Here is a 26,557-nt window from a genome sequence, read left to right as displayed (position 1 = left end):
GTCTAGTCTTCGTCTGGCTCGCGCACGACCGGTGGTTCGTCGGCGCGGTCCTCTTCATCTTCCTCATCGTCATCTTCGTCTTCATCAGGATCGCGGGGTGGCATCGCGCTGCCGATGATCACGAGCGAACTCCAGTCAATCGACCCAGGAGAAAAGACCTCGAGAATGTGTTGCTTCATGTTGTTGCTCCTCGAAAAACGCCAATAACCGAATGCGAAGACCTGACCACGGATTGAGATGGTACCCGATTTTGAACCCTTACTACGGCTCGGGAGTTCAAACCTTCGGAATGAGCATCATTGGAGGCGGAGGGGGCTCGAGAGGAACCTGAGCCCAGAAGGAGTAGCTCCATGGCCCATATTCAAACAGGTAGTCAGATGGTCACGCAGATCACTTTCATCGAAGCCGAACCGGCCAAGCAGAAAGAGGCTCTCTCGCTGATGGCTGATCGAGCACGATTCATGGCGCGTCAGCCGGGCTTTGTATCGATCAGCTTGCATCGAAGCCTCGACGGTCGGCGCATCGTCAACTACATCCAATGGCAAAATCGCGAACAGCTGCATTCTGCCCACCAATCGCCGGGCTTTCGTAAGGAGTGGCGCACGTTTGACAACTTGACCGATCAAATCGATCCCCATCTCTATGAAGTTGTCGAGGTTCTGGACGCCGACTAAGCGTTTTCACACTTGCATCGAGATCCTGCACAGAGCCTGACGTGTGAATCGGCGTGCCCTTTGACCCACAAGCGGCGCTCACGACTGACCTCATCCCGCGTAAGCGCGGCAACTCCATCCTCTGACGGCGCACGGGTCGATGTTGCACGAAAGGGGACGATATTCGAAGCCGATGCACTCGCATGAGCGTAGCCCCGCCTTTGGGGGGCTTTTGGGGGGCTTGGGGGCGGAGCCACGCAGGCCACGCATTTGCGCGCGGACCTGTGGAGTCAACCTGGGTCGACCGGACTCGTTCCTCCGGGCACGCGGGCGGGAGCACAAAAGCTAAAGACTCTCGGTTCGGAAAGTATCATGATCCATTTCTCCAGGGTTTCAGGGATGACTGCCTCGACCAACGACCGACCGATGTGTCCGGTATGCAAGCACCGGAGGGCGTTGGCTCGCATCTCTCCCGGCCAAAGAGGAACCGAAGAGCGCACTTTCGAATGCTCGACCTTGCGAGCGCACTGAAACTGTCTCTTTTGTCGTGGATCCGATGAAGACGGATGCGGTCGGCTGGCTCGCCAGCGAACTGAAACCGCCGCAATGATGTTCGGTGGGGGCTTGCGTGGGTATGGGGTGGGCGTGATGGACGAGGACTTCTGCAGAGAACAGTTGCAGCGCATTCGGATTTTGGCCGACCGGGCCGATCCCTTCACCAGGCGTCGCTTGCTGGCGCTGGTCGGCCGATACGACGCAAAGCTGGGCGTTCAGTCGCGGCCCTCGAAGATCGCTGAGCGGCCACTGCCGGCGCAAACTACGCCGCCTGCGTCGATCTTTTCGAGGGAGGGCGAAGCATAAGGATCGTGTCGAGATCTGGCGCGATGCCCACGGCGGCATGGGATCGCTGCAGGAGCCGGGTGCCCGCCGGCGCATCTGACCGCGCTGCTGCGAAGCCGGAAGGCACGCCATGACTAGCAACCTGAAACATCGGCTCCTAGTGTCTCTGCACAGTGATTTTGACAGTTTGCGTCCGGCGATCAGATTAGCTCGGGCAGGAGTTTGGGATTAACGATGGCCTCGACGCTGCGAGGCGTTCTGGGCTGCCTCCTAATGAGGCCGGCTCGTTCCAGCGTGAGCACCATCTGGTGAACCGAAGGCGGGCTGACGCGGAAATATTCCTGCATGTCGGTTTCGGCCGGGGGTCTGCGGTGCAGGCGCGTATAGAGGTGGATAAAGGCCAGATACTGCCCCTGCGTGGGCGTGAAGGGTTTTGCCGAAGGACTCACGTCGGCCATCCGATTCAGTTGTTGGTGCGTGCCTCGAACACGGAAGCACGCCATGAATGTACGCTATTGGGTCGATCTCAGCCAAATCGAGCGCTCGGAACTCAGGGCGCTGCTCAGCAGCGGCAAGCATGCGTCGCGCAAGCTCAAGCGAGCGCAGATCTCGCTGGCCGCCGATGCCGGTGCCGGCGACGAGGAGATCGCAAGGAGCGTCGGCGTAGGCGGCTCGACTGTGTACCGGATCAAGCGCCGCTTCGTGGAAGGCAATCTGGAACGGGCGCTTAGCGACGAGCCGCGTCCCGGAGCGGAGCGCAAGCTCTCGGGCAAGGAGGAAGCGCTGCTGGTGGCAACCGCCTGCGCCAGCCCTCCGTAAGGCCGCGCCCGCTGGACGGTCGAACTGCTGGCGGACGCGATGGTCTCACCGAGCACAAGAGTCTGTCGCACGAGACGGTTCGGCGGCGCCTGGCCGAAAATGGCCTCAAGCCCTGGCGCAAGGACATGTGGTGCATTCCGCAGGTCGATGGTGAGTACGTCGCCCGCATGGAGGACGTTCTCGATCTCTACGCCGAAGCGCCCGACCCCAGGCGGCCGGTGGTGTGCGTCGACGAAAGCCCGGTGCAGCTCATTGGCGAGGCGCGTCAGCCCATCCCGGCCAAGTCGGGTCAGTTCGAACGTTACGATTACGAGTAACGTCGCAATGGTACGGTCAATCTCTTCGTGCTCCTCGACGTGCATCGTCCCTGGCGCAAGGTCAAAGTCACCGAGCGGCGCGCGGCAGAAGACTACGCCCGGTGTATGCGCGACCTCGTCGACATCCATTATCCCGACGCCGAGATAATCCGAGTCGTTCAGGATAGTTTATCGACCCACTCCGCCGGTGCCCTGTACCAGGCGTTCCCGCCCGTCGAAGCCAGTCGGATCTTGCGACGGCTCGAGTTCCACTACACCCCCAAGCACGCAAGCTGGCTCAACATGGTCGAGATTGAGATCGGCGTCCTGCGCGGCCAGTGCCTGGATCGCAGGATCGACGATTCCAAGCGACTGCACCGCGAGATCGCCGTCTGGGAACGGAAGCGAAATGCCGCCCGCTCCCGTGTCAAATGGATGTTCACAACAGACAAGGCCCGCGCCAAAATGGGCCGCGCCTATCCCGCCACTTCCAAAGAGTCATAAGCGCCCGTTTCAGAACCAGCCCCATCTCCACAACTGGAAAGACACATGTCTGCAATCTACGGGATGGAGCTGCATGCTTCTCGGCAAATCGGGCATTCGGCCGGGCCCGCATGTCTCAGAGAGGCCAATAACGGACTCCGGTACCGCAGGCAAATGGCATCATCAATCGCCGCGTCGGCACGCAGCAAGAGGGACTCGGGAATGGTTAGGCCAAGTGCCTTCGCTGTCTCTTGGCGTCATCGAAGCTGGAGACAGGGAGGTCACTGGCTTTGAGCAAATTCCCGTCGCAAGTGGAATTGGCCAACTGCCGGCGTTAGATGGCCGCCTCGGTCTGCGCGTTGAAAACATGAAGCCTGGAAGGCCGCATGGCAAAGCGCAGCTTGTCGCCCACCCTCACCCTCGCGGTCGGCTCGACGCTCGCCACCATGATATTCTCGCCGACCTTCATATCGAGCAGGATTTCCGAGCCGAGTTGCTCGACCACCTCAATCACCGCATCGAAGCACGGGAGGTCGAGATCAGCGCTACCCGCCACTGTGAGGTCCTCCGGTCGTACGCCGAGCATGACCTCGCGCCCGATATGACCGCGCAGGCGCTGCGCGGTCTCGTCCGGCAGCTTGATGCGCAGGCCGGAGTTCTCGGCGATCAGCGATCCGTTCGCCTCGGTCACCGTAACAACGGCGAAATTCATCGCCGGCGAGCCGATGAAGCCGGCGACGAACTTGTTAGCGGGCTGATTGTACAGCTCGAGCGGCTCCCCCACCTGCTGCACCACGCCGTCTTTCATGACGACGACCCGGTCACCCAGCGTCATGGCTTCGACCTGATCGTGGGTAACGTAAATGGCTGTAGTGCCGAGACGCAGATGCAGCTTCTTCAGCTCAACGCGCATCTGCACCCGCAGCTTGGCATCGAGGTTCGACAGCGGCTCGTCGAACAGAAACACGCGGGGGTGGCGCACAATAGCGCGGCCTAACGCCACGCGCTGGCGCTGGCCGCCTGAGAGCTGGCGTGGCCTGCGCTTTAGCAAATCGCCGATGCCGAGGATGTCAGCCGCCTCCAGCACCCGCTTGTCAATCTCGGGCTTTTCGAATTTGCGCATCTTCAGGCCGAACGCCATGTTGTCGTACACGCTCATGTGCGGGTACAGCGCGTAGTTCTGGAACACCATGGCGATGTCGCGGTCCATGGGCGCCAATCCATTGACCACGTTGCCGTCGATGGAAATGTCGCCGGAACTGATCGCTTCAAGCCCGGCGATCATCCTGAGCGTCGTCGTCTTGCCACAGCCGGAGGGTCCGACGAACACCATGAACTCCTTGTCGCGGATCTGCAGATTGACGTCTTTGACAGCGTGCACGCCGTCAAAGAACTTGTTGATCTCCTTGAGGACGACCTGGCCCATCCGCTTCCACCTGCCTCCCAACGGCCTATGCGCAGTCTGTATCCGCGCTTTCGAATCCCCTTGATCCGTGGTGCTGTCAGCCTTTCACCGATCCGGTCAATCCTGCGACGTAGTGCTCGACGAAAAACGAATAGGCGATAGCAACCGGTATCGATCCAAGCAGGGCCCCAGCCATCAGCGGTCCCCAGTAGAATACGTCGCCGCGGATCAGCTCCGATGTGACGCCGACCGGCACAGTCTTTTGCTCAGGCGAGGATAGGAAGACAAGCGCATAGATGAACTCGTTCCACGACAGCGTGAAAGCGAAGATGCCGGCCGAGAGGATGCCCGGGATCGCCACCGGGATGACGATGTAGAGCATAGCTTGCCAGCGCGAGGCGCCGTCAATGCGCGCGCATTCCTCGAGCTCCTTGGGTACCGCCTTGAAGTAGCCCATCATGAGCCAGGTACAGAACGGAATAAGAAAGGTCGGATAGGTCAGAATCAGTGACCAAGGCGTGTCACCGAGCCGATAGTTGCGTATGATCTCTGCCAGCGGAATGAACAGCAGCGTCTGAGGCACCAGATAGGTAATGAAGATGGCGGTGCCCAGGCTGCCGGCAAATGGAAAGTTCAGCCGCGACAGAGCATAGCCGGCGAACACACCGCACACGAGCGAGATAGCGGTCGACGCGAGCGCGATGAACGTCGTGTTCCACAGCCACGATGCGAACAGCGTCTCCTCGAACAGGTATCTGACATGCTCCCAGGTCGGTTTCCAGGTCCAGAACGGATTGTAGTTGATCGAATTCCAGGGCCGGTACAGCTCGCCGTCCGGCCGCACCGAAGTGATCACCATCCAGTAGAACGGGAACAGCAGGAAAAGCAGGAACAGCACCATGGGGACGTAGAAGAACACCCACTTTCGCCACCTTGCACCTTCGATCATGGCTCAGCGGACCTCCACGCGGCGGATGTAGAGAAGCTGGATGATGACGACGAGAAACAGGATGGGAAACATGGCGAGCGCGATGGCGGCGCCCTCGCTCAAGAGGCCGGTGCCGATGGCGATCTGATAGGCGTAGGTGGCGAACAGGTGCGTTGCGTTGGCTGGTCCGCCGCCCGTCATCACATAGACGATCTGGAAGTCGGCGAATGTCTGAATCACTGAGAACAGCACCACGACCATGGTCACGGGCAGCAGCAGCGGCCAGGTGATGTGCCAGAACCGCTGCCACGGCTTGGCGCCGTCGATCGCGGCGGCCTCGTTGAGTTCGGGACTGATGGTCTGCAAGCCGGCGAGCAGGCTGATGGCGAAGAACGGCACCCCGCGCCAGATGTTGACGATGATAATCGAGATCATGGCGAGATCCGGATCGCCCAGCCAATTGATCCGACCGGTGATCAAGCCGAAATGGTAGAGGAGCCAATTGAGAACGCTGAACGTCGGGTCGAACATCCACTTCCAGGCGAAAGTCGAGAGCACGGTCGGGATAATGAAAGGCAGCAGGATGAAAGCACGGGTAAAAGCCTTGCCGCGGAAATTACGGTTGAGCAGCATGGCGAGCCACAGTCCGAGCGCCAGCTTGAAGACGGTGGTCACGCCCGTATAGAGGAACGTGTTGTAAACGGAGGTGCGAAAGATCCCGTCATTGAAGATCTTGTAGAAGTTAGCGAGGCCGACGAAGTCGCCGGGAATACCGACGCGCGAGCTGGTGACCGACAGCAATATCCCTCGCATGAAGGGATAGGCGATGAACATGCCGAGCAGTACGATGGTCGGCACCAGCAGCACGAACGCCAGCCAGCGCTCGTCCTCGAGCAAACGCTGTCGCCGGGGAGGGGGCGCCTCGCGGAGCGTGGTGTCGGAAACCGCGCTTATCGCCATGTTCGATCCTCGTCGGCCGGAAGATTCCGCCGCCCCTCGAAAAATGGGAGGGGGGCGGCTTATCCTCAGACGTAGACCTTCTTGAGCTCAGCCTCTGCCCATTTCACGGCATCCTCGGGGGGCATGCCTTGGACAGCCTTTGCGTACATATCAACGATGACGTACTTGGTCACGACTTCGGCTGCCTTGCGCGTAGAGGGTCCCTCGTAGCCAGCGAAGCGCCCTGTGCGCGCGGCTTGCTTGTAGGGCAGCATGATCGGGTCGTCGCCCCACAGCTTGTGCTTTTCCCAATCCGTGGTCGGGCCGACCGAGAAGCCCTTCTGGGAGACGAACCACTTGTCGTAGACGTCCTTGGAGTGAATCCAGCCAAGGAATTTCTTCGCCGCATCCTGGTTCTTCGAATAACCCATCAGGAGGTTCGAGAACGGGACGTGATAGCTGAACTGTCCGCCGGGGCCCTTGGGCAGCGCGGCATGCAGGATGTCGTCCTTCAGCGGGCCGCCGGCCTCCGTCTTGTAGGTATCCGGCTTGCGCAGGGCCTCGATGTAGATCGAGGCGCCATTGAGCGTGGCGCTGCATGTCCCGGACAGAAAAGCGCGGTTGTTGTTGGAATCGTCCCACGCGAGTCCGCCTTCATCGTGGGCGTCCTTCCAGAAGGCCACCATGAATTTTACCGCCTCGACCGTTGCCGGGCTATTCAGCGCAACCGTCTTGCCGTCTGCCTCGACCTCCTTGCCGCCCCAGGACCACAGGTAGGGGTAAGCGAAGGCGGGCGCATCGCCGAAGGTGTGGCCCAGCGTTTGGCCGATGGGCCTTCCCTTTGCCTTCAGCTTCTTGCCGGCCTCGCGATACTCTTCCCACGTCTGGGGAAATTTTCCATCGGTGTAGCCGATCTCGGCAAACCAGGACTTTCGGTACGCGATCTGCAGGCCGACGATGCACCACGGCACTGCAATCCATTTCTTGCCGTCATTGGCGACAGCGCGGGACGTTTCGTAGAAGCCGCCCTGGCCCTTGCCGAGTTCCTCAGCGATGTTGCTGACGTCTATGACGCTCTCGCCGTAAAGTTGCCCCCAATTGTTGAGGACGCAGACGACGTCGGGGCCTGACCCCGACTGGATCGCCGAGGTGACGCGGGCCTGGATATCGTTGGCGTTGATGGTCTCGATATTGAGCTTTATGCCGAGCGCCTTCTCGCCCTCCTTGGCGATTTCGTTGCGCAGAAGCTGATCTGACGCCGGAACGAAGTCGGTCCAGCGCAGCCAGTGCACCGTCGTGCCCTGTGCAAAAGCGGGCGCGCGGCCGGTGGCCAGAATGCCGGCCATGCCGCCCGCGAGCGCGGCACCGCTCTTGAGGACGTTACGTCGGGTCACTGTTGTCATGGATTCCTCCCTCGGTGTGTCTGAGCTGATGCCCTTCGGCCAGTCTTACGCCGGCTCCGAGTCCCTTTCAGTCTATCGCGCCTCCGTGGTTCGACGCATGCGACGCGCCGTCGCCTGCGCAATACGTTGGCTCGACAATTATTTGTTGATGTTCCGCTTGCAGCGCCGTGGTGGCGAGTTCGCCGCGAAACTGGGGAATTCTTCGCAGGGCAGCGGCGCGATTACATCGTTGCCAATCGCAACGGAGATGCGACCGGCGGCCTGGATCGTGTCGCCGCCAGAGCCAGCGCTTGAACCCTACCGTCATAACGGTCCCTCCCGAGCAGCGACGGTATTGCCGTGGCCAAGCGGGTTTTCCCCGTCTTATATGAAGTTCGGTACCGGAAGCTAACGCGACGCCATTGTCACCCGTCGCAGTAGGAAATCAAGTGCTAGCTTTGACGCGGCGGCCATGGTCTCACCTCGTGAACTGGCTGGCCACCAAAAGTATCGAAGCTGTTACGTAAGACGCTTGATCTGAGGCGACTACAGAATTGCCCATAGGTCGCTTTGCGGGTTCGTGGCCAATGGACGAGCCTTCTCTTGGGCAATCGCGCGGGGTCGCCGGTGAGGCCTAACGGCTTCGCGCCGTTCATTTCTTTATTCTGGGGTTCTGGTCCTTCATCAAGAGCCGGCGGAAGGAGCCTGCTGGCGCAGCTGTCGCGCCGAAGGCAATCGAGACGATGGGGCCTCGAGCGGAGGCCACGACTTCCGATGCTCAAGGCCTGGGCCGACGGAGGACCGCCGAAGGCTACGCTATACCATTGCCCGAATCCGAATCCCTACAACCACCAGATCTTCTCGATCGCCGCGCAGCTGGTGCCGCCCAAGATAGCAGTGCAGATCGATTCCCAAGAGCCTCATAACCCAGATGACAGTCCCGTCTCGCCTGGGCTACCTGTGCCGAAAGATGATGCAAGCGCGCGGGAATAGCTGTCCATTACTGCGAGGAAGAGTTCAAAAACGACGGCAGCCTGGCTTCCGTGATCATGAAGAATCTGAGCCGAGCTGAAGCGGCCGATTTCAGCCGCAGGTTATCAAAAAGGGTTTTCATCGCTGCAAGCTACGGCGTGAGCTTGGGCTTTTGGCAGCGGTCGTCGGCAGGATACGGATTGCGACGATCAACCGTTGACGAGTACGGCAATCGACGCGTTGACCTTGGTCCGGGAGAGCAGAAGCACTACAAAACGGATCGCGTCATTCTCGTCCCCGGACCACAGTCGGAGCTCGACGTTGTCCGACGCATCTTTACCGAGTTCGCAACCAGGAAGAAGACCCGAACGGAAATTGCCAACGATCTCAACAGAGAGGGCATCTTCAACTCTCAAGGGAGACCTTGGCAAATGCAGACGGTCAACATCCTCTTGAAGAACGAGAAGTATCTCGGCCAGATCGTCTACAACCGCCGATCCTACAAGCTTCAAAAGCCGCCGATAGATAACCCACACGAAATGTGGATACGGCACGAGAATGCCTTCACCCCTCTCGTTTCACCAGAACTCTTCGCCAAGGCTCAGAAGGTCCTGAGCGAAGTAGAATGTGGACGCAGAAGATCCGACGAAGAGTTGCTTTCACAGCTCAAAGCCCTTTGGCGGAGGAAAGGGCATCTATCCCGGGACATTATCCAGGCCGACAAAAAGATGTTCAGCTGCACCGCGTACGCTCGACGCTTTGGCTCAATAATGAATGCGTACGATCGCATCGGCTTCGATCCTGGCCCTCGCTTTCACTTCTATGGTACCGGAGAAAAGGCAAATGCGGTCATACAATCAACGGCCAACGAGCTTATCGCCGAATTGCAGCGGTGGGGTGAAAAGGCGACATTTCTTCCGGAACTGAATCTTCTGACGATCGATGGAGCGCTTACGGTTGTGATCGCGACCGCATGGTCGGTAGCAGATGGTACGCTTGACGGCCGCCGTCACCGACGATGGCATGTTCGCAAGCTCAAGTTCCCTAGGGCGGACCAAGCTCTCATCATCCGAATGCAGGAAGCCAACGCAAGCATCATGGACTACTTCTTGCTAGGCACGAAGAATTTGCCCTTCACGAAAGACCGGAAGCTCCGAGTGTCAGAGCTCAAATTTGCTGACTACCGGCACGGCCGGCTCAGTTCTGTATTGCGTGCCATTTACGATAGGCTCCGGCAAAGTCGCGACATTCAGTCCTCACGTTGAGAATAACCAGAGCAGCAGCTGTTTCTGCAGCCAAGTCACTCCCGCCGCAACTCCCGCCGCAAGTAAACCGCCCCAAACCCATGAGCGGCCGCGTGCCGCGCTGATCGACCTCAGATAAAGGAACGCGCCCAATAGCGCACCGTAATTTCTCCTGAAGTCTCCATTGAGCTTTGCAATCTTTGACAGCTCCGAAGATGCCTCGATTTCCTCCGCCATTTGCGCTGATCCTCATCGTTGAGCCAGCGCCCTATGAACCCTTGTTTTGCCCGACGGAGCAAGTAGAATTTCGGTATTTCAAAAACATTTTCGAAGACTCAGCTGGTCCTTGACCAAGCTTTGGGCACGGTGCCGCGGGGCATCTCTAGGGCTAGCGGCTTGCCACCTTCCCCATTCGCCGGAATCTATCCGGTATGGGCACGAAGTCGCGAGAAGTCATCTGGGGCGGTCGGATCATGGGGCGAAGATCCGCGCTCAGGGAGCCCGCGAGCGTGCCGAGCAGGCCATTCGGGAGGCTGACCGGGCGGAGGCCGAAGCCTGGTCGGTCCGCATGGAGGGCTACGGCGGCCCTGCCCAGCCGTCCCCGACGATCGGCCAATGCCTCAACGGCGGGCTTGCTTGGCTGGAAGTCGAATGCCCTCGGTGTAAGACGCGCGCTAGCCTTCCGCTGGATGCAGTCCGCCGGAGTGAGACCGAGACTCGTACTCCAGAGCGCTGCGGCTCCTGTCGTCGACCGGCGAATCGGTCCTAGCCTGCATTCGCCTTCAGCCCCGCCGACTGGATGCCCGCCACCGCGCAGGCCTCGTCATTGTCGGAGGTGTCACCGGAAACGCCGACCGCACCGAGCAGGGTCGTGCCGTCCATGATCAGCACGCCGCCGGGCACCGGCACCAGCGCGCCCTTGGCAATCGTGTTCACGGCGTCGATGAAATAGGCCTGCTCCTGCGCCCGCTGGAATAGCGCGCGCGAGCCCATGCCCATGGCCAGCGCGCCATAGGCCTTGCCGTGCGCGATCTCGGCGCGCATCAGGCTGGTGCCGTCCTGCGCCGCGGCGACCTTGAGCACGCCGCGCGCGTCGAGGATGGTGACGACCAGCGGCTTCAGCTTCAACTCGGTAGATTTTGCGAAGGCGGCGTCGAGGATCTTGCGGGCAATGTCGAGCGTGAGATCAGCCATGGCTGGGTTCCTTTGCAGCAGTGGAAGTGGAATGGGTCTCAGTCCGATCGAGGCTCAGTGCCAGCACGCGTGCGACGTGAAGCGCCTCGCGCCCCGCGCCGTCGTGAATCTGGTGGCGGCAGGAAGTGCCGTCGGCGACGACCAACGTGGTCTGGTCGGCGCGCCGCACGGCTGGCAGCAGCGACAGCTCGGCCATCTCGATCGAGGCATCATAGGTATCCGCGCCATAGCCGAAGGCGCCCGCCATGCCGCAACAGCTCGATTCGATGGTCTCGACCTTGAGCCCGGGGACGAGGCGCAGCACCTGCTCGACCGGCTTGAAGGCGCCGAAGGATTTTTGATGGCAATGGCCATGCACCATTGCCTTGTCCGCGACGCTGCCGAGCGGCAGCTGCAGCCGGCCGGCCTCGGCCTCGCGCACCAGAAATTCTTCGAAGGTCAGGGCATGGGCGCCGACCGTTTTGGCGTCATCGTCCTTGCGCAGCGAAGCGAGCTCGTCGCGCAGCGTCAGCAGGCAGCTCGGCTCCAGGCCGACGATCGGCACGCCGCGCGCAGCGAAGGGCGCAAAGGCACTGACGAGACGATCGAGTTCGGTTCTGGCTTCATCGACGAGACCAGCGGACAAGAAGGTGCGGCCGCAGCATAACGGGCGGCTGCCGCTTGCAGGCTTCGGCAGATGCACGCGATAGCCGCCGGCTACGAGCACGCGCAGCGCGGCGTCGAGATTCTCGCGCTCATAGATGCGATTGAAGGTGTCGGCAAACAGTACGACCTCGCGGCCGCCCGCGGGTCCAACCGCTTCTGCCGGCGGCACGAACACGTCGCTGCGAAAGGCGGGGAGAGCGCGGCGCGCGCTGATGCCGGCAAAGCGCTCGAACAGCTTTCGCAGCAGCGGGCTGCGATTGCGCAAATTGGCCAGCGGCGCGAAGCGTGATGCGAGCCCGGCATAGCGCGGCAGATACCCGACCAGGCGGTCGCGCAGCGTCAGGCCGTGGTTCGCTGCACGTGCCGCCAGCACCTCGATCTTCATTTTGGCCATGTCGACACCAACAGGGCATTCATGGCGGCAGGCCTTGCAGGAGACGCAGAGTTTCAGCGTCTCCATCATCTCGTCGGAGCTGAGCGCATCAGCGCCGAGCTGACCGGAGATCGCGAGCCGCAGCGTGTTGGCGCGTCCGCGGGTGACGTCCTTTTCATTGCGCGTGGCGCGGTAGGACGGGCACATCACGCCGCCCTCGAGCTTGCGGCAGGCGCCGTTGTTGTTGCACATCTCGACCGCGCCCTGGAAGCCGCCGCCGGCGCCGGGATAAGCCGACCAGTCTAGCCTGGTCTTCAGCTCGCCGACGCGATAGTCGGGTTTGAAGCGAAACAGCGAGCGGTCGTCCATCTTGGGGGCATCGACGATCTTGCCGGGGTTGAGCACGCCGTCGGGATCGAAGCGTTGCTTCACCGCCCTGAAGTCGGCGACGAGACGTTCGCCGAACATGGTCTCGTGGAATTCCGAGCGCACCAGGCCGTCGCCATGCTCGCCGGAATGCGAGCCCTTGTACTCGCGCACCAGCGCGAAGGCCTCCTCGGCGATGGCGCGCATCGCCTTCACGTCCTTCTCCAGCTTCAAATTCAGGACCGGGCGCACATGCAGGCAGCCCTCGGAGGCGTGCGCATACATCGTGCCGCTGGTGCCGTGCTTGGCGAATACCTCGTTCAGCCGCTGGGTATAGTCGGCAAGGTGCGGCAGCGGCACCGCGCAATCCTCGACGAAGGAGACCGGCTTGCCTTCCTGCTTCATCGACATCATGACATTGAGGCCGGCGGCGCGGAAATCGGCGATGCCGCTCTGCAGGGCAGGCTCGGTGATCTCGACCACGCCGCCCCATTTGCGCGGTTCGTTGGTCCAGCCGAAGCCGAGGTCGCCCATCAGCTCGCCGAGCTGCTTCAGGCGTACAAGGTTATCGGCCTGGTCCTCCTCGGCGAACTCGACGACCAGCACGGCATCCGGATCGCCCTTGATGGCCGCGGAGATGATCGGCCTGAACATGGCGATGTCGCGGCCGAGCGCGATCATGGTGCGGTCGACCAGTTCGACCGCGATCGGCTTGAGCTTGACGAGATGCTGGGCCGCATTCATCGCCTCGTAGAAACTGCCGAAATGGCAGACGCCAAGCGCCTTGTTGCGGATCACCGGCCACAGTTTCAGCTCGACCTTGGTGGTGAAGGCCAGGGTGCCTTCCGAGCCGACCAGGAGGTGCGCCATGTTGTTCGGCGCGTTGCGGGGCACCAGCGCATCGAGATTGTAGCCGCCGACGCGGCGCTGCACCTTGGGAAACCGCGCCGCGATCTCCTCGGTTTCGCGCATCCCGAGGTCGAGCATGTCGCGGAACAGGGCGCGGGTGCTGTCGGGCACTTCGACGTCGGAGAGATCGCACGAGACCTCTCCGAAGCGGCTCAGTGTGCCGTCGGCGAGGGACGCCTCCATCGACAGCGTGTTGTCGCGCATCGTGCCGTAGCGCAGGCTGCGGCCGCCGCAGGAATTGTTGCCGGCCATGCCGCCGATGGTGGCGCGCGACGCCGTGGAGACATCGACCGGAAACCACAGGCCGTGCTTTTTCAGTTGCCGGTTGAGGTCGTCGAGCACGATGCCAGGCTCGACCACGCAGGTGCGGCCCTCGACGTCGAGCGACAGGATCCGGTTCAGGTGCTTGGAGAGATCGACCACGAGCCCGTCATTGACGGTCTGGCCGCATTGCGAGGTGCCGCCGCCGCGCGGGGTGACCTTCAGCCCTTCGTCGCGGGCAATCGCCAGCGCTCGCAAGGCCTCGTCCACGGTCCTGGGCACCACCACGCCAGCCGGCACGATCTGGTAAAACGAGGCGTCGGTGGCGTAACGGCCGCGGCTGAAGGGGTCGAACAGGACGTCGCCGGTCAGTTCCGACCGCAGGCGCCGTTCGAACGAGGAGGCGTTTGTCATCCCTGATCCCGGACTGATCCAGTAAGGCTCAGCCTTGCTGAGTTATTCATTATTCTTCCTGAGCGATTATATTATGAATTCAAAATGAGCAAGCAGGCTGCCCTCAGGGCGAGGCCAGCGAATCCTCTTGGGGTTCGGTCAGGTGCTCGATCGCGGCCGTCCGCTTGTTTCGCAGGTGCTGGAACAGGATGTCGCTGAGCTCGCTCGTAGCGCGGCGGCGCAGCGCATCGAGGATGGCCTCGTGCTCGCGCATCGCCTCCGCCCAGCGCTGTCGCTTGCGGGCGAAATTGGCGGAGTAGCGGACGCGGCGAATTCTCCCCGCGAAATTGGCGTAGGCGGTCTTCAGCGTCTCGTTGCGCGCGGCTGCGACAATGCTTTCGTGGATGCGCTGGTTGGTCTGGAAATAGCCGTGCATGTCGCGGTGCAGATAGTGGCCGTACATCTCGTAATGCAATTGCTCGATCGCGGCGATTTCCGCATCGGTAATGGCCTCACAAGCGAGTCGTCCGGCGAGGCTCTCCAGTCCTGCCATGACGTCGAACAGCTCCTCGAGGTCGCGCTGGCTGAGCTGGCGCACCCGTGCGCCGCGGTTGGGCAAGAGCTCGATCAGGCCCTCAGCGGCGAGCACTTTCAGGGCTTCGCGCAGCGGCGTGCGGGAGATGCCGAGCATCTCGCAGAGTTGCCGCTCGGGAACGCGGGCTCCGTCCGGGATGTTGCCCTCGACCACGTAGTCGCGCAGCCGCAGCAGGATCTCGCCGTGCAGCGAGGCCTCCTGGCGGTCGCCGCCATTGCCGGCGGGCGGGATGATCGGAACCCCCGTGTCGGGAATCGTGGATTTCATTTGCCGCACAGTAGTTTGCCCGTTCGATCGCGTCGATGTCCACAATCGCATACCAAAATTCGATTGAAGTGACAAAAAATGAATGCAAAATGGCCGGCAAGGTCTTACCAGGACCCGCCGCTACGGAGGTCTTTATGCATCAGGGACGTCATTTCCTCCAGATTCCGGGCCCGAGCCCGGTCCCCGAGCGCGTCCTGCGCGCCATGGACATGCCGGTCATCGACCACCGCAGCGCGGAGTTCGGCGAGCTCGGCCGCACCGTACTCGAAGGCAGCCAGCAGATTTTCAAGACCAAGGGTCCGGTCGTGATCTTCCCCTCCTCGGGGACGGGGGCCTGGGAGGCTGCGATCGTCAACACGCTGTCGCCGGGTGACAAGGTGCTGATGGTCGAGACCGGCCATTTCGCGACGCTGTGGCGTCAGATGGCGGGCCGCTTCGGCATCGAGGTCGACTTCGTTCCCGGCGACTGGCGCCGCGGTGCCGATCCGGCTGTGGTCGAGGCAAGACTTGCCGAAGACAAGGCGCACGCCATCAAGGCCGTCATGGTCGTGCACAACGAGACCTCGACCGGCGCGACCAGCCGCATCGCCGAGATCCGTGCCGCGATCGACCGCACAGGCCATCCGGCGCTGCTGATGGTCGACACCATCTCCTCGCTCGGCTCGGTCGATTATCGCCACGACGAGTGGAAGGTCGACGTTAGCGTCAGCTGCTCGCAGAAGGGTTTTATGCTGCCGCCCGGCCTCGGCTTCAATGCGATCTCGGAGAAGGCGCTTGCTGCGGCGAAGAGCAACAAGATGCCGCGCTCCTATTTCGACTGGGAGGAGATGCTCAAGCCGAACGCAAAAGGCTTCTTCCCGTACACGCCGGCGACCAATCTGCTCTACGGCCTGCGCGAGGCGATCGCGATGCTGCTCGAAGAGGGGCTCGACAACGTCTTCGCTAGGCATCAGCGGCTTGCCGGGGCAACGCGCGCCGCCGTCAATCATTGGGGCCTCGAGATCCTTTGCCAGGAGCCGGCCGAGTACTCGCCGGTGCTCACCGCGGTGCTGATGCCGCCGGGGCATGACGCCGACCAGTTCCGGAAAGTCGTGCTGGACAATTACAACATGTCGCTCGGCTCGGGCCTGTCGAAGGTCGCCGGAAAAGTCTTCCGCATCGGCCATCTCGGCGAATGCAACGCGCTGACGCTGCTCGGTGCGCTCACCGGCGTCGAAATGGGTCTCTCGGTCGCCGGCGTGCCGCACCGCGCCGGCGGCGTCGACGTCGCGATGAAGCTGCTGGAGCAGCGCCCGCAGGGCAATGCCTCGCCACATCTGAAGGTGGTTGGCACGTAGAGGCGGCGCGATGGAAGGGAAGGCAGGCCAGGGCGGTCCGGTCCGCCATGGACGGACAGACCCTTTCGAGAGAGGACAAGCCGGTCAAATGGTGCTATTCGGCGCCCACCAAATCAAGGCTAGACCGGGAAGGACGCCGATGACCGTGCATACTGGAAGGCATTTCCTACAGATTCCAGGACCGACCAACGTGCCCGACCGCGTGCTGCGGGCGATGGACATGCCGACGCTGGACCATCGCGGTCCGGAGTTCGCCGAGCACGGTTTCTCGGTTCTCGCCGCGATGCAGCGGGTGTTCCGCACCAAGCAGCCCGTGATCATCTTCCCCTCGTCCGGCACCGGCGCCTGGGAAGCGGCGATGGTCAACGTGTTCTCGCCCGGCGACAAGGTGCTGATGTGCGAGACCGGCCAGTTCGCCGTGCTGTGGCGCGGCATCGCCGACAAGTTCAAGCTCGACGTCGATTTCATTCCGAGCGACTGGCGCCATGGCGCCGATCTTGCCGAGATCGAGAAGCGCCTTGCCGCCGACACGCAGCATGCGATCAAGGCGGTCTGCGTCGTGCACAACGAGACCTCGACCGGCTGCGTTACACCGCCGCTGGAGGTGCGCAAGCTGCTCGATCGGGTCAAGCATTCGGCTCTCTTGATGGTCGACACCATCTCCGGCCTCGGCTCGATGGAATATGAGCACGATGCCTGGGGCATCGACGTCTCGGTCGCCGGCTCTCAGAAAGGCCTGATGCTGCCGCCCGGCCTCGGCTTCAACGCCGTCTCGGAAAAGGCGCTCGCTGTCGCCAAGGCCAATCCCGGCATGCGCTCTTACTGGGACTGGCAGGAAGTCATCAGCTTCAACAAGCTCGGCACCTTCCCCTATACGCCCGCCACCAATCTGCTCTACGGCCTGCGCGAAGCGGTCAAGATGCTGGAAGAGGAGGGGCTGGAGAACGTCTGGACCCGCCACAAGCGTCACAGCGCGGCCACGCGTGCCGCGGTCAAGGTCTGGGGCCTGGAGACGCAGTGCTCCGACCCGGCTGCGCACTCGCCGGCGCTGACCGGCGTGCGCGTGCCTGAGGGTCACGACGCCGATGCGTTCCGCAAGGTGGTGCTGGAAAACTTCGACATGTCGCTCGGCACCGGCCTGAACAAGGTCAAAGGCAAGGTGTTTCGCATCGGCCATATCGGCCATTTCAACGATCTGATGCTGATGGGCACGCTCGCCGGCGTCGAGATGGGCCTCGATCTTGCAAAGATTCCGCACCGGAGCGGCGGTGTGTTGGCGGCCATGGACGTCCTGAAGGGGCGCGACGCGGTGCAGATGGCCAGAGCTCAGGTGGCCTGAACTAACTTGGAAAGTGAAAGCGCGATGAACGCACCGACTGCTAACGAAGACCTGCTCTACTCCATCACGGACGGCATCGCGCGGATCACCTTCAACCGCCCCCAGGCGCGCAACGCAATGACCTTCGCCATGTATGACCGCATGGCGGAGATCTGCCTGGAGATCAACGCCGACCGTTCGATCAAGGCGTTGATTCTGACCGGCGCAGGCGACAAGGCGTTCGCCTCGGGCACCGACATTTCCCAGTTCCGTGCGTTCAAGACCGCGCAGGACGCACTCGACTACGAGGCGCGCATCGACCGCGTGCTCGGCACGCTCGAGCAGTGCCGCGTGCCCGTGATCGCGGCGATCGCGGGGGCCTGTACCGGCGGTGGCGCCGGCATTGCCGCCTGCTGCGATCTGCGCATCGGCACCGAGACCACGCGGATGGGCTTTCCGATCGCGCGCACGCTCGGCAACTGCCTGTCGATGTCCAACATCAGCCGCGTCGTCGCGCTGGTCGGACCCGCCCGCACCAAGGATTTGATCTTCAAGGCGCGCCTCGTCGAGGCGCAGGAAGCGCTGGCGCTGGGTCTGCTCAACGAAGTCGTGCCCGACGTCGAGACGCTGCAGCGTCGCGCCGACGAGACCGCAAAGCTCGTTGCCAGCCACGCGCCGCTGACGCTGGAGGCGACCAAGGAAGCCGTGCGCCGCATCCGTCGCACGCTGTCGCGCGAAGAGGGTGAGGACCTGATCCTGAAGGCCTATATGAGCGAAGATTTCCGCGAGGGCATGGATGCCTTCCTCAACAAGCGCTCGCCCGTCTGGAAGGGCAGGTAAGTTTCGAAAGTTTTCGGCTTCGTCAGTCGAAAGTCATATGCGCTGAACTGCCCCTCTTCTTGAACTCGTCAGTAATAGTCCGCACTATGCAGGGATAGAATTTTCCGCACTACACCTCAAAAAAACATCAGGGGACGAAACTCGTGCGAATTCCAGTGAAAGCCGTCGGCGCTGCGACGGCGCTGTTGTTGAGCACGCCGGCCTTCGCCGGCTGGGAGCCGGCCAAGCCGGTCGAGATCGTGGTGGCGGCAGGCGCGGGCGGTGCCTCCGACCAGATGGCGCGGATGATGCAGGCCGCGATCCAGAAGAACAATCTGATGAAGCAGCCGATCGTCGTCTCGCTGAAGGGCGGCGCCTCGGGCGCGGAAGCGCTGATGTACATGAAGTCCAGCGAGGGCGATCCGAACAAGGTGCTGATCGCCTATTCGCTGATCTATATGCTGCCGCTGTCGGCGAAGATCCCGTTCAACTGGCGTGAGCTGACCCCGGTTTCGGTGGTCGCGCTCGACCAGTTCGTGCTGTGGGACAACAGCGCGGGCCCCAAGACGGTGAAGGAGTTCGTCGCGGCCGCCAAGGCCGCGAGCGCGCCGTTCAAGATGGGCGGCACCGGCTCCAAGCGCGAGGACCACGTGCTGACCGTCTTCCTCGAGCAGAAGACCGGCGCGAAGTTCTCCTATCTGCCCTACAAGTCCGGCGGCGAGGCCGCGACCCAGTTGGTCGGCAACCACACCGAAGCCAACGTCAACAACCCATCCGAAAATCTCGAAGTCTGGCGTGCCGGCCAGGTGCGTCCGCTCTGCGTGTTCGACAAGGAGCGCATTTCCTACACCAGCAAGGTGACGGACACCCAGTCCTGGGCCGACATCCCCACCTGCAAGGAGGAGGGCGTCGACGTGCAATATCTGATGCTGCGCGCGATGTTCCTGCCCGGCAAGGTGACGGCCGAGCAGCAGGCGTTCTATGTCGATCTCTTCCACAAGGTGACGCAGACCGCCGAGTACAAGGATTACATGGAGAAGCAGGCCTTGAAGCCGATCTTCCTCACCGGCAAGGACATGGTGCAGTTCCTCGAGGAGGATGACGCGCTGAACAAGTCGCTGATGACCGAAGCCGGTTTCGTCGCGAAGTAGTCGTCTGCCTCTTCTCCCTCGCCCCGTTTTTGCGGGGAAAGGGTTGGGGTGAGGGCTCTCTTCCCGAAGATAGTGACAGATGGACTCGCGGAGAGTCCCCTCACCCGGCGCTTCGCGCCGGCCTCTCCCACAAGCGGGAGAGGTGATGTAACGCAGGCTTTCGCAAATCAGCTCATGTCGCAAACCGATCTCGAAATCGTCGTCGACGATCCGACCGCGCCCGAAGACGACTCGCCCTCCGTCGTGTCCTCCGGCACGATCGAGATATTCGTCTGCCTCCTGCTGCTCGCGCTCGCCGTCACGCTCGGCTACGACAATTGGCGTACCGGCGCGTCCTGGGACGCGACCGGGCCCGAGCCCGGCTATTTTCCGTTCTATCTCTCGGTCATCCTCGGCGGCGGCAGCCTCTATGGCTTGGTCGTGGCGCTGATCGCGCACCGCAAGGCGGCCGAGACCTTCGTCACGCACGCGCAGGCGCGCCGCGTGATGGCGGTGTTCGTGCCGACGCTGCTGTTCTGCCTGGTGACGCAGTTCCTCGGCCTCTATGTCGCGAGCTTCTTCCTGATCGCGGGCTTCATGCGCTTCGTCGGCAAGATCGCGCTGTGGAAGTCGCTGCTCACGGCCTTGCTGTTCACGACTGTCATGTTCGTCACCTTCGACATCGCCTTCGACGTCATCATGCCGAAAGGGCCGCTCGAAGCGGCCTTCGGCCACTAGGCGGGCCTGCAATGGAAGCTTTCGGTCTCCTGCTTCACGGCTTTGCCGTCCTGCTGACGTGGAAGACGCTCGTCCTGATGATGGTCGGGCTGGTGCTCGGTATCTTCGTCGGCGTGCTGCCGGGCCTCGGCGGTCCCAACGGCGTCGCGATCCTGTTGCCGCTCACCTTCACGATGGATCCGACCTCGGCGATCGTGATGCTGTCCTGCATCTATTGGGGCGCGCTGTTCGGCGGTGCGATCACCTCGATCCTGTTCAACATTCCCGGCGAAGCCTGGTCCGTCGCGACCACCTTCGACGGCTATCCGATGGCGCAGAAGGGCCGGGCGGCGGAGGCGCTGACCGCGGCGTTCACCTCCTCCTTCATCGGCTCGCTGGTCGCGGTGCTGCTGATCACCTTCCTTGCGCCGATGATCTCGTCCTTCGCGCTGAAATTTGGTCCGCCCGAGTTCTTCGCGGTGTATCTGCTCACCTTCTGCTCCTTCGTCGGATTGGGACGCGAGGCCAAGCACAAGACGGTGATCTCGATGTCGCTGGGGCTGCTGTTGGCCGGTATCGGCATGGATACCGTGTCGGGCAATTTGCGCATGACCTTCGGCTCGCCGGAGTTGCTGCGCGGCATCAACTTCCTGGTCGCCGTCATCGGCCTGTTCGGCATCAGCGAGATCCTGCTGACGATGGAGGAGCGGCTGGCGCTGCGGGGACATGCGGCGAGCATTTCGCTGCGCGTCGTGCTCAGCGTCTGGAAGGATCTGCCGAAATACTGGGTGACGCTGCTGCGCTCCTCCTTCATCGGCTGCTGGCTCGGCATCACCCCGGGCGGCGCGATCGCGGCCTCCTTCATGGGCTACAACCTTGCCAAGCGCTTCGCCAAGGAGCCTGAGAGTTTCGGCAAGGGCCGCATCGAGGGCGTGTTCGCGCCCGAGACGGCCGCGCATGCCTCCGGTACCTCGGCGCTGCTGCCGATGCTGGCGCTCGGCATTCCCGGCTCGGGCACCGCGGCGATCCTGCTTGGCGGCTTGATGGTGTGGGGGCTCAATCCGGGGCCGCTGCTGTTCGTCGAGCACAAGGACTTCGTCTGGGGCCTGATCGCCTCGATGTATCTCGGCAATGTCGTCGGCCTCGTGCTGGTGCTGACGACGGTGCCGATCTTCGCCTCGATCCTGCGTGTGCCGTTCGCTGCGGTGGCGCCGATGATCGTGGTGTCCTGCGCGATCGGCGCCTACGCGATCCAGAACGCGATGTTCGACATCTGGCTGATGCTCGGCTTTGGTGTCGTCGGCTACGTCTTCAAGAAGATCGGCATTCCCTTGGCCCCGTTTACCCTCGCGCTCGTGCTCGGCAACCGCGCCGAGGACGCCTTCCGCCTGTCGATGATCGGCTCCGGCGGCACCCTGAAGGTGTTCTGGTCGAACGGTTTGGTCGGCTCGATCACGACGCTGGCGATCGTGCTGCTGTTCTGGCCCGTGATCGACGGCTTGCTCGGCCGTGTCGGTTGGCGGCAGCGGGATAAACTGGCAATAAAAGATTGAGTTAGATCAAAGTCTTAATTCTATCATGTCGCCGTAGTCCGGTTGCTGGCGCCTAGCGGTTGTTTCCCGATGTTGCTGTGGCGCGACAGCCGGGGCCGGCCTTGGCGCTTATGCTCCCCGTAGATTTTCTTGTTTTTCACGGGGCATTGCAATGAAGCAGGTTGTGATGGGAATTGTGGCGGCATCGCTGGTCGCGACCAGCACACTGGCCGCTGATCTGGCATCGAAACCCTACGTGAAGGCCCCCGCCATGGTCGATCCGATCTGGAGCTGGACCGGCTTCTACGCCGGCGCCAATGGTGGCTATAGCTGGGGCCGGTCGAATGCCTCGGTCCTGCCGACCTCACCGCTTGGGGTGAACATCCGACAGAACGTTGATGGAGGACTTGGCGGCGTTCAGGTCGGCTACAACTGGCAGGTCGATCCAAAATGGGTTTTGGGTGTTGAGGCCGATATTCAGGGCACCGGCGAGCGTGGACGTTCGATTGATCCGCTTCTGGCGGTCAGGATCGGTTCGGTTGGATTTTCCGGCTCGACCAACAGCAGCACAGATTTCCCGTGGTTTGCGACCTTCCGCGGTCGAGCCGGACTTTTGGCTGATCCGAGCCTGCTGCTCTATGCGACGGGTGGTTTGGCTGTTGGTGAGGTCAAGTTCGGCACTCAGGCGACGCTGACCGCACAGCTATTCGATGGAAACAGCAACACGCCCATCGGTGCGCCCATCACGGTCGTCGGTCCGGCGGTTTCAGAGAGCAAGACTCGCTGGGGTTGGACCGCAGGGGCCGGTGTCGAGAAGAAGTTTAACCGCAACTGGTCAGCCAAGCTCGAATATCTCTACATAGACTTGGGATCGTCCACCTATTTTGGCGGGACCGTCAATTCGACCAGCGTCTCGTTCCACGATCATGTCTTGCGAGCTGGATTCAACTACGCTTTCAGCCCGACTCCGGTGGTCGCGAAGTACTGAAATCCAGAAGGCGTCAACAAGAAGCAAAGCCCGGCTCGCGCCGGGCTTTGTCGTCGGAGAGCGGGTGCGTGACGGTCACAGCATAGTCGGGATGGGCATAGAGCTCAGGTGCGCCGATCGCCTGCGCGCAGCGTTCCCAGATCCGCCCACCGGTCGTGGCGATGTTGATGTAGCCGTCCAAGGTCTTGAACACGCCGGTCGGGACCGCGCCCGGGCCGCGGCTGCGTCAGCTCACCAGGCGTACTTGAACACGCCCTTGCCGGAATAGCTGGTGACGTTGCCTGAGAACTCGCCGTCGAAGGTGGCGGCGATCGAGAAGCCGCTCAGCCATTTCATCTCGGCGCTGCCGCTCACGAGCGCGGACTCGGCATCGACCTTGGCGCTGTTGACGACGAAGCTGGTGCCCGGCAAAGTCTGGAACAGCGCGGTGACGGCGCGGCTCGGATTGTAGTCGTGCGCCCAGGCGGCGCGGCCACGCAGCGTCAGCACGCCGTTCTGCATGGCGTAGGACTTGTCGGTGCGCAGGCCGAGCTCGGAGCGAGCATTGGTCAGCGATTGTGAAGCGTAGTTCAGGGCGAACAGTCCGCCGCCGTTGAGGCTGACTTCGGAGTAATTGGGAAGATTGAAATTCGTCACCTGCGCCGCAGCGTAGGGCGTGATGCCGATCAGCGGCGTCGTGAAGCGATAGCCGCCCTCGAAGCGCGCCGAGAACGTGTCGGCCTTGAAACGGCCCTGGAGCTGGTCGAAGCCGCCGGGCGTCACGGTGCGGTTGGTCGTGACGTCGTGCCAGCCATAGGCGAGCGCAGCCGAGACGTAGGCCGGTCCGAAATTGTGTCGGCCATAGACACCGGCCTGGAACAGGTCGGCCGAGCCCGAACCCATCGCATTGGCGAGCGAGTAATTCAGTCCGCCGCCGCCGAGCGCAAAGCCGACCAGCGTGTCCACCGAGATCCTGTAGTCCGCGCCGGCCGCACCGCCCCAGGCCCGCGCCGTCAGATCCTGCGAGCCGACCAGTGCGTTGCCGCCGACCTCGGCCGAACCGCCATAGCCGGCTGCCCAGACGCTCCAGCGGCTGCTTGGCTGCGAGGAAAAAAGCGGCGCCTTGGTCGCCATCGCGTAAGCCTCGCGCTCGCGCGCGGTGGCCGGCCGCATCGCGGCGTAGGCGGCTGCCTCATCGCTTTCGGCGAACTGTGCGACGCTGCCCGCCTTGGCGAAGCCACCGCTGCGTCCGACGACGGTCGGGTCGAGCATCAGGTTGAGGAACTGGCCGTCGGCATTGATCGCCGACTGGATGATACCGGTGCCGAGCTCGCCCGAGGCGGTGGTCAGCCCCGCTGGCGACAGTGTCGCGAAGGCCGAGGGAATACCGCCGGTGGTGTTGAAGAAGTTGGTCAGTGTGTTCGCGACGTTCTGTTGGTTGATGTTGAGCCCGCCACCTTGCGCGAAATTGACGTTGACGTTGAGGAACACGTTATTGAGGTCGTAGCTCAGCGTCGCGTTGAGCGTCGGCGTGTTGGAGGCGACGTTCGGGTTGAAGGTGCTGCCGGCCAGGGTGCCGGCCGCGGTCAGGATCGTATACTGTTTTTTGATCGTACCCGATGTGAAGTTGACGCTCACCGCCGCGCCGCCGAGACCGGCTGCGCCCGTGACCCGAGTGAGGCTCGCATTGGTCGAGGAGATCTGCACCAGATAGGTCGAGGCGGCGGTAAAGGTCAGCGATCCGCCGATCGTCATCGGGCCGAACGGGTTCGTCGTGCTGCCGGGCGCCAGCGTACCGCCGTTGACCGCGACGCCCGCGATCGTGCCGCTGCCGGCGAGCGTGCCGCCGGCATTGACGGTGGTCGGGCTGTTCAGGATCGAGCCGTCCACCACCAGCGTGCCGCCATTCACATTGGTGGCGCCCGTATAGGTGTTGGCGCCCGTGAGCCTCTGCGTGCCGCCCGTCAGTGTAAGGCCGCCCCCCGCGCCGGCATCATCGATCACACCCGCGAAGGTGCCGTTGCCGTTCGTGATCGTCAGCGTGTTGGCGCCGAGATTGACGTTGCCCGAACCCGACAGCGATTTGATCGAGGTGCCAATGCTCAAGCCCGTGATGTCCAAGATGCCGTTGGCAATGACATTGCTCGAGGTCGCGATGCTGCCGTCGGTCCCGCCCGAGTTGACGAGGTCCAGCTCCCCAAGGGCTTGGATGGTGGTCGCTCCGGTATAGGTGTTGACGCCCCCGAGCGCCTGAACGGCACCGGCCGAGATGACAATGCCGCCGCCGCTACCACCGGCAATGCCGCCGTCCCGGATCACGCCGCCGAAGACGCTGCCGGACGTGATCGTCAGCGTCTTCGATCCCAGCGCGACGATGCCGCTGCCAGCGGGCGAACCAAGGCCGCGGACGGATGTGCCGGAGGTGGTCTGCGATACGTCGAGCGTGGCGTTCGCCGCGCTGAACGAGACGAACGCCGAATTCGCGATCGAGCCGGCGCCTTTCAGCGCCAAAGTGGCTCCGGCATCGATCTGCGTGGCATTCGAATAAGTATTCACGCCGGAGAGCGTCTGTGTGCCGCCGAACACCTCGATCCCGCCAGTGCCCTGGATCACGCTGGCAAACTCGGTCGAGCCATTGGTGATCACTAGCCCGTTGCCACCCATGTTGACGACGCCAGAAGCGCTGCCGGCCAGCGTCGTGATTGCGTTGAACGGAACGGCGGACGCCGAGATGTCGAACGTCGCGTCTACCGTGACGACGCTGGATGACGAAATACTGCCAAAGCCCGAGATTGCCAGTGTTCCGGCCGAGATCGTCGTCGCGCCCGTGTAGGTGTTGGTGCCGGCCAGCGTCAGCGTACCCGTGCCGACCTTGGTCAGGCCGCCGGTGCCGGAGATGATGCCGTCGACCTGGGTCGAGGTGTTGAGACTGCCGGTGCTGAGTGTGTTGGCGCCGAGAACATAATTGCCGGCGCCTTCGATCGATCCGGCCGTCATTCCGTCGATAGTCAGGCCTGAGATATCGACGGTGCCGCCGGCATTGGCGATGAATCTGGCGCTGCCGCCGGTGGCCGCGCCGGTGAAGTTCGTCGTTGCGCCGTTGTTGGTGGTGATCGTCGCGCTGCCGGCAGAGGCCGAATTCCCGAACGTGACGACGCCGTTGTTGATGAGCCTTGCCGTTCCGGCCGTGCCGGTCTGGATGAAATTGACGTTGCCGCCGACGTCGTTCGTGATGATCACGATTCCGGCGCCGCCGCTCGCGGTGCTGCTGTTCTGGAACACCAGATTGTTGCCGGAGGTGACCTCGAAGTTCTGGGTGTTGACCGTGTCGTTGTTGATGATGCCCGTTCCGTTGACGATGAACGGATTGCCGATCGTGAACGTATAGGCCTGCGAGGTGTTCGCGAACCGGATCGTGCCGATGCTGACGGCGCCGTTGTTGTTGTCGACCGCCGTGCTGCCGGCGTTGGCGAAGGTCGCGGTCCCGTTGGGCACGCTCGGGTTGGACGACCAGTTGGTCGGATTGGTCCAGTCCGAAGAGCCGCCGGTCCAGGTGCCGTCCACGGCATGCGCGGTGACAACGCCGAGCGCGGTGGTGGCGAGGAATGTCGCCAGGGAATGACGCACGATGGATCTCAGCCCGTACCCGATCCGCCCACCTGCCTTTGTCGGTCCGGCCATCTCAATCTTCTCAAATTAGCAAAGAAATCATCGCGAATATGCAACCGGGGCGCGTACTGTCGCCCCGACACCCACGCCATGTTCCCATGGCG

At 62.5% G+C, this 26,557-nt stretch carries 21 protein-coding genes and 2 pseudogenes; 11 read left to right on the top strand and 12 right to left on the bottom strand.

The window, feature by feature from the left end:
- Positions 1 to 2 precede the first annotated feature (2 nt).
- Positions 3 to 179 (bottom strand): hypothetical protein, encoded by a 177-nt coding sequence (locus XH84_RS39920; protein WP_164936083.1) that lies wholly within the window; start codon positions 177 to 179, stop codon positions 3 to 5.
- A gap of 171 nt (positions 180 to 350) precedes the next feature.
- On the opposite strand from XH84_RS39920, the gene XH84_RS21905 reads away from it, so the two are divergent.
- Both XH84_RS21905 and XH84_RS21895 read left to right on the top strand, forming a co-directional pair.
- On the top strand, positions 351 to 674 hold the full coding sequence (locus tag XH84_RS21905; RefSeq protein ID WP_128918124.1) for an antibiotic biosynthesis monooxygenase family protein: 324 nt from the start codon (positions 351 to 353) through the stop codon (positions 672 to 674).
- Between the two features lie 627 nt (positions 675 to 1,301).
- Positions 1,302 to 1,514 carry a hypothetical protein gene (locus XH84_RS21895; RefSeq protein WP_128918123.1) on the top strand — a complete coding sequence of 71 codons (213 nt, stop codon included), beginning with the start codon at positions 1,302 to 1,304 and terminating at the stop codon, positions 1,512 to 1,514.
- A 179-nt stretch (positions 1,515 to 1,693) separates the two neighbouring features.
- Here XH84_RS21895 and XH84_RS21890 read toward each other — a convergent pair whose 3' ends face one another.
- On the bottom strand, positions 1,694 to 1,951 hold the full coding sequence (locus tag XH84_RS21890; RefSeq protein ID WP_128918122.1) for a LexA family protein: 258 nt from the start codon (positions 1,949 to 1,951) through the stop codon (positions 1,694 to 1,696).
- Positions 1,952 to 1,994: 43 nt separating this feature from the next.
- On the opposite strand from XH84_RS21890, the pseudogene XH84_RS21885 reads away from it, so the two are divergent.
- Positions 1,995 to 3,112, top strand: a pseudogene (locus tag XH84_RS21885) (IS630 family transposase).
- Positions 3,113 to 3,425: 313 nt separating this feature from the next.
- Here the strand turns inward: XH84_RS21885 and XH84_RS21880 are convergent.
- From XH84_RS21880 to XH84_RS21865, 4 genes are all read right to left on the bottom strand, one after another.
- Positions 3,426 to 4,517, bottom strand: coding sequence for an ABC transporter ATP-binding protein (locus tag XH84_RS21880; protein ID WP_128918121.1), 1,092 nt, complete (start codon positions 4,515 to 4,517; stop codon positions 3,426 to 3,428).
- A gap of 76 nt (positions 4,518 to 4,593) precedes the next feature.
- Entirely contained in the window at positions 4,594 to 5,445 is an 852-nt protein-coding gene (locus XH84_RS21875) for a carbohydrate ABC transporter permease (RefSeq protein ID WP_128918120.1), read from the bottom strand.
- Positions 5,446 to 5,448: 3 nt separating this feature from the next.
- A complete protein-coding gene (locus tag XH84_RS21870) occupies positions 5,449 to 6,384 on the bottom strand; it encodes a carbohydrate ABC transporter permease (protein ID WP_128918119.1) in 936 nt (311 codons plus the stop codon).
- A 65-nt stretch (positions 6,385 to 6,449) separates the two neighbouring features.
- Positions 6,450 to 7,766: an ABC transporter substrate-binding protein gene (locus XH84_RS21865; protein WP_128918118.1), complete on the bottom strand. Its 1,317-nt coding sequence runs from the start codon at positions 7,764 to 7,766 to the stop codon at positions 6,450 to 6,452.
- A 1,028-nt stretch (positions 7,767 to 8,794) separates the two neighbouring features.
- On the opposite strand from XH84_RS21865, the gene XH84_RS21860 reads away from it, so the two are divergent.
- Positions 8,795 to 9,982 carry a recombinase family protein gene (locus XH84_RS21860; RefSeq protein WP_128918117.1) on the top strand — a complete coding sequence of 396 codons (1,188 nt, stop codon included), beginning with the start codon at positions 8,795 to 8,797 and terminating at the stop codon, positions 9,980 to 9,982.
- On the opposite strand, the gene XH84_RS21855 is transcribed toward XH84_RS21860, so the two are convergent.
- From XH84_RS21855 to XH84_RS21835, 4 genes are all read right to left on the bottom strand, one after another.
- A complete protein-coding gene (locus XH84_RS21855) occupies positions 9,974 to 10,198 on the bottom strand; it encodes a hypothetical protein (RefSeq protein ID WP_128918116.1) in 225 nt (74 codons plus the stop codon). The genes XH84_RS21860 and XH84_RS21855 overlap by 9 nt on opposite strands.
- A gap of 528 nt (positions 10,199 to 10,726) precedes the next feature.
- Entirely contained in the window at positions 10,727 to 11,155 is a 429-nt protein-coding gene (locus XH84_RS21845) for a GlcG/HbpS family heme-binding protein (protein WP_128918115.1), read from the bottom strand.
- Positions 11,148 to 14,123 carry an FAD-binding and (Fe-S)-binding domain-containing protein gene (locus tag XH84_RS21840; protein WP_128918114.1) on the bottom strand — a complete coding sequence of 992 codons (2,976 nt, stop codon included), beginning with the start codon at positions 14,121 to 14,123 and terminating at the stop codon, positions 11,148 to 11,150. The genes XH84_RS21845 and XH84_RS21840 overlap by 8 nt, the downstream gene beginning before the upstream one ends.
- Before the next feature lie 103 nt (positions 14,124 to 14,226).
- Positions 14,227 to 14,964, bottom strand: coding sequence for a GntR family transcriptional regulator (locus XH84_RS21835; protein ID WP_164936082.1), 738 nt, complete (start codon positions 14,962 to 14,964; stop codon positions 14,227 to 14,229).
- Positions 14,965 to 15,098: 134 nt separating this feature from the next.
- Here XH84_RS21835 and XH84_RS21830 point away from each other — a divergent pair, with 134 nt between their 5' ends.
- The 7 genes from XH84_RS21830 (at position 15,099) to XH84_RS21800 (ending at position 22,805) form a co-directional block, all read left to right on the top strand.
- On the top strand, positions 15,099 to 16,301 hold the full coding sequence (locus tag XH84_RS21830) for a pyridoxal-phosphate-dependent aminotransferase family protein (RefSeq protein ID WP_206734106.1): 1,203 nt from the start codon (positions 15,099 to 15,101) through the stop codon (positions 16,299 to 16,301).
- A gap of 139 nt (positions 16,302 to 16,440) precedes the next feature.
- Positions 16,441 to 17,640 carry a pyridoxal-phosphate-dependent aminotransferase family protein gene (locus XH84_RS21825; protein WP_128918111.1) on the top strand — a complete coding sequence of 400 codons (1,200 nt, stop codon included), beginning with the start codon at positions 16,441 to 16,443 and terminating at the stop codon, positions 17,638 to 17,640.
- A 24-nt stretch (positions 17,641 to 17,664) separates the two neighbouring features.
- Positions 17,665 to 18,459 (top strand): enoyl-CoA hydratase/isomerase family protein, encoded by a 795-nt coding sequence (locus XH84_RS21820; protein WP_128918110.1) that lies wholly within the window; start codon positions 17,665 to 17,667, stop codon positions 18,457 to 18,459.
- A 143-nt stretch (positions 18,460 to 18,602) separates the two neighbouring features.
- A complete protein-coding gene (locus XH84_RS21815) occupies positions 18,603 to 19,589 on the top strand; it encodes a Bug family tripartite tricarboxylate transporter substrate binding protein (RefSeq protein ID WP_128918109.1) in 987 nt (328 codons plus the stop codon).
- Positions 19,590 to 19,763: 174 nt separating this feature from the next.
- Positions 19,764 to 20,306 (top strand): tripartite tricarboxylate transporter TctB family protein, encoded by a 543-nt coding sequence (locus XH84_RS21810; protein ID WP_128918108.1) that lies wholly within the window; start codon positions 19,764 to 19,766, stop codon positions 20,304 to 20,306.
- A gap of 11 nt (positions 20,307 to 20,317) precedes the next feature.
- The gene (locus XH84_RS21805; RefSeq protein ID WP_128918107.1) at positions 20,318 to 21,838 is read left to right on the top strand and encodes a tripartite tricarboxylate transporter permease; all 1,521 of its coding nucleotides are present in this window, start codon (positions 20,318 to 20,320) and stop codon (positions 21,836 to 21,838) included.
- A gap of 151 nt (positions 21,839 to 21,989) precedes the next feature.
- Positions 21,990 to 22,805 (top strand): outer membrane protein, encoded by an 816-nt coding sequence (locus XH84_RS21800; protein WP_128918106.1) that lies wholly within the window; start codon positions 21,990 to 21,992, stop codon positions 22,803 to 22,805.
- A gap of 79 nt (positions 22,806 to 22,884) precedes the next feature.
- Here XH84_RS21800 and XH84_RS21795 read toward each other — a convergent pair.
- A pseudogene (locus XH84_RS21795) lies at positions 22,885 to 23,019 on the bottom strand (CoA transferase); the annotation flags it as partial.
- 17 nt (positions 23,020 to 23,036) lie between these two features.
- The gene (locus XH84_RS21790) at positions 23,037 to 26,465 is read right to left on the bottom strand and encodes an autotransporter outer membrane beta-barrel domain-containing protein (RefSeq protein WP_128918105.1); all 3,429 of its coding nucleotides are present in this window, start codon (positions 26,463 to 26,465) and stop codon (positions 23,037 to 23,039) included.
- Positions 26,466 to 26,557: the final 92 nt, after the last annotated feature.

It is taken from the genome of Bradyrhizobium nanningense, assembly GCF_004114535.1.
Lineage (GTDB): Bacteria > Pseudomonadota > Alphaproteobacteria > Rhizobiales > Xanthobacteraceae > Bradyrhizobium > Bradyrhizobium nanningense.
The sequence above is the reverse complement of the archived record's forward strand: the minus strand, read 5'-3'. Positions and strand labels throughout refer to the sequence as shown.

Excerpts from the sequence above, each read along its gene's own strand:
- XH84_RS39920 (WP_164936083.1), bottom strand. The coding sequence starts at position 179 with ATGAAGCAACACATTCTCGAGGTCTTTTCTCCTGGGTCGATTGACTGG.
- XH84_RS21905 (WP_128918124.1), top strand. The coding sequence starts at position 351 with ATGGCCCATATTCAAACAGGTAGTCAGATGGTCACGCAGATCACTTTC.
- XH84_RS21895 (WP_128918123.1), top strand. The coding sequence starts at position 1,302 with ATGGACGAGGACTTCTGCAGAGAACAGTTGCAGCGCATTCGGATTTTG.
- XH84_RS21890 (WP_128918122.1), bottom strand. The coding sequence starts at position 1,951 with ATGGCCGACGTGAGTCCTTCGGCAAAACCCTTCACGCCCACGCAGGGG.
- XH84_RS21880 (WP_128918121.1), bottom strand. The coding sequence starts at position 4,517 with ATGGGCCAGGTCGTCCTCAAGGAGATCAACAAGTTCTTTGACGGCGTG.
- XH84_RS21875 (WP_128918120.1), bottom strand. The coding sequence starts at position 5,445 with ATGATCGAAGGTGCAAGGTGGCGAAAGTGGGTGTTCTTCTACGTCCCC.
- XH84_RS21870 (WP_128918119.1), bottom strand. The coding sequence starts at position 6,384 with ATGGCGATAAGCGCGGTTTCCGACACCACGCTCCGCGAGGCGCCCCCT.
- XH84_RS21865 (WP_128918118.1), bottom strand. The coding sequence starts at position 7,766 with ATGACAACAGTGACCCGACGTAACGTCCTCAAGAGCGGTGCCGCGCTC.
- XH84_RS21860 (WP_128918117.1), top strand. The coding sequence starts at position 8,795 with ATGAAGAATCTGAGCCGAGCTGAAGCGGCCGATTTCAGCCGCAGGTTA.
- XH84_RS21855 (WP_128918116.1), bottom strand. The coding sequence starts at position 10,198 with ATGGCGGAGGAAATCGAGGCATCTTCGGAGCTGTCAAAGATTGCAAAG.
- XH84_RS21845 (WP_128918115.1), bottom strand. The coding sequence starts at position 11,155 with ATGGCTGATCTCACGCTCGACATTGCCCGCAAGATCCTCGACGCCGCC.
- XH84_RS21840 (WP_128918114.1), bottom strand. The coding sequence starts at position 14,123 with ATGACAAACGCCTCCTCGTTCGAACGGCGCCTGCGGTCGGAACTGACC.
- XH84_RS21835 (WP_164936082.1), bottom strand. The coding sequence starts at position 14,964 with ATGAAATCCACGATTCCCGACACGGGGGTTCCGATCATCCCGCCCGCC.
- XH84_RS21830 (WP_206734106.1), top strand. The coding sequence starts at position 15,099 with ATGCATCAGGGACGTCATTTCCTCCAGATTCCGGGCCCGAGCCCGGTC.
- XH84_RS21825 (WP_128918111.1), top strand. The coding sequence starts at position 16,441 with ATGACCGTGCATACTGGAAGGCATTTCCTACAGATTCCAGGACCGACC.
- XH84_RS21820 (WP_128918110.1), top strand. The coding sequence starts at position 17,665 with ATGAACGCACCGACTGCTAACGAAGACCTGCTCTACTCCATCACGGAC.
- XH84_RS21810 (WP_128918108.1), top strand. The coding sequence starts at position 19,764 with ATGTCGCAAACCGATCTCGAAATCGTCGTCGACGATCCGACCGCGCCC.
- XH84_RS21805 (WP_128918107.1), top strand. The coding sequence starts at position 20,318 with ATGGAAGCTTTCGGTCTCCTGCTTCACGGCTTTGCCGTCCTGCTGACG.
- XH84_RS21800 (WP_128918106.1), top strand. The coding sequence starts at position 21,990 with ATGAAGCAGGTTGTGATGGGAATTGTGGCGGCATCGCTGGTCGCGACC.
- XH84_RS21790 (WP_128918105.1), bottom strand. The coding sequence starts at position 26,465 with ATGGCCGGACCGACAAAGGCAGGTGGGCGGATCGGGTACGGGCTGAGA.